Source organism: Chamaesiphon sp. VAR_69_metabat_338 (genome assembly GCF_031423935.1).
Lineage (GTDB): Bacteria > Cyanobacteriota > Cyanobacteriia > Cyanobacteriales > Chamaesiphonaceae > Chamaesiphon.
In genome coordinates, this window is the sequence record NZ_JANPGM010000343.1 from 1 (window position 1) to 1,821 (window position 1,821).

Genomic DNA, 1,821 nt, shown 5'->3' on the forward strand with positions numbered 1-1,821 from the left:
CTACCACCTAAAGCCTAAAGCCTAAGCCCAAAGCCTAAGAAGCATAACCACCTTTGCGGATCAGATCGTCAGGACAGAGATTGGAAACAAAGCTGCGAAACGCTTGTCGCTCTTGCTCGTCCGCATCGCGATCGACTGGAATCGAAGCATCGGCAATCACTTCCTCGATCACCCAAATCGGTGCTTTAGTGCGGATGGCGATCGCGATGGCATCACTGGGACGCGCATCGATTTCGCGGATTTGACCGTTATTATTAATTGCGATCGACGCATAAAAAGTATTGTCTTGGAGCGCGTTGATCGAGATCCGTTCGACTTTGAGATCGCAGCTATCAAAGATATTGACAATCAAGTCGTGAGTAAAGGGTCGCGGTGGGGTTTGTTTTTCTAGCGCATTAACGATCGCTTTTGCCTGTTCTTGACTGATGTAGATGGGTAAAGCACGACGATCGGAAGCATCTTTTAGTAACACGATCGGACTCCGCGATACAGCGTCTAATGCAATCCCGGCTACTTTCATTTCAATCATGGTAGGTTCCTCTAGTTAGTTAGTGTGATTTAGGTGGTTGCGAACGTTGAAGTTGAAACTTTGTAAGATATAGCTCTTAATGTAATCCCAATTAATGCTGTGTCGATCGTGGTGGTTTCCTCTAGTTAATTTAGCGATCTAGATCGCTACAAACCTTAAAGTTTAAAATTCGTTAGATTTATAGTGGCTTATGTAATATCTGCTACTTGCATAGTATGTAGATTGGGGTATTTCCTCTAGTTACTTAATTTAGGTGGCTGCGAACATTAGCGTCTAAAATAGAGACTGACGTAACTAGTCTAACAAGCTTGGGTCTTGAAGATTAGTACCGGCATGTATCAAGGATGGCCTACGAAACACTCGATCGCTAATAGTACTTTGACTGAAAAAAGATGTTTACAGGACTAGTTCAATCGCTGGGAAATTTACGCCTTTTGACTGACGATCGGTTGGAAGTTTTGTGCAGCAGCTCTGATGCGCTAGCAATTCTTACCGATCTAACTATTGGTGATAGTGTAGCTGTTGACGGGGCATGTTTGACAGTCGAAGAAATTTTACCACAAGGTTTTATCGTTACTGTTTCGCCTGAAACTATAAATCGTACAACAATCGGCCAAAGAGATCGCACATCTACTCGTGCAAATTTGGAAACATCTTTGCGAGTCGGCGGCAAAATTGGCGGTCATTTTGTCACCGGACATATCGATGGCATCGGCAGACTCGTCTCTAGTAAGGCTACCGCCACTTCCTGGGAAATGCGCTTTGCCGCACCGCAATCGCTCACCGAGCAATGGGCGGATTATCTCAGTCGCTATCTAGTCTCTAAAGGCAGTATCGCCGTTAATGGCGTGAGCTTAACGATCGCCGATTGCGATGCTGGTGGCAATTGGTTTACGGTAGCCGTCATTCCCCATACATACGAGTACACGAATCTTTCCCAACTCCAGCCCGACGAGTGGGTAAATTTGGAAGCAGATATTTTGGGTAAATACGTTGAAAAGTTAATGGTATCGCCCCAAGCTCACGCGCACCGCCAACGTGAAGTTATTACTCCAGACTTTTTGGCGGCAAATGGCTATTCTTAGGCTTTAGGCTTGGGTGGTAGATGGAATGCACAACAAAACTTGGTGCTTAGTCTTTAACCGCCCTGAAATGAATTTCGGGCTAATAGCGAAAGTTCACTGAAGTGAACTGAAAGATATTTATTCTGGTGCAGGAAACCACCCTGCGACACTTAATGTGTAGGGGTGCCCCGTCTTGACGTTTTTTTATGCGGGGGTTCCCCCCGCATA

At 45.5% G+C, this 1,821-nt stretch carries 2 protein-coding genes; one reads left to right on the forward strand and one right to left on the reverse strand.

The features are described 5' to 3' along the window. Positions 1–34: 34 nt before the first annotated feature. Positions 35–529: a bifunctional nuclease family protein gene (locus tag RMO84_RS09820; protein WP_310488284.1), complete on the reverse strand. Its 495-nt coding sequence runs from the start codon at positions 527–529 to the stop codon at positions 35–37. 392 nt (positions 530–921) lie between these two features. On the opposite strand from RMO84_RS09820, the gene ribE reads away from it, so the two are divergent. Then, positions 922–1,614, forward strand: coding sequence for a riboflavin synthase (ribE, locus tag RMO84_RS09825; RefSeq protein WP_310488285.1), 693 nt, complete (start codon positions 922–924; stop codon positions 1,612–1,614). Positions 1,615–1,821: the final 207 nt, after the last annotated feature.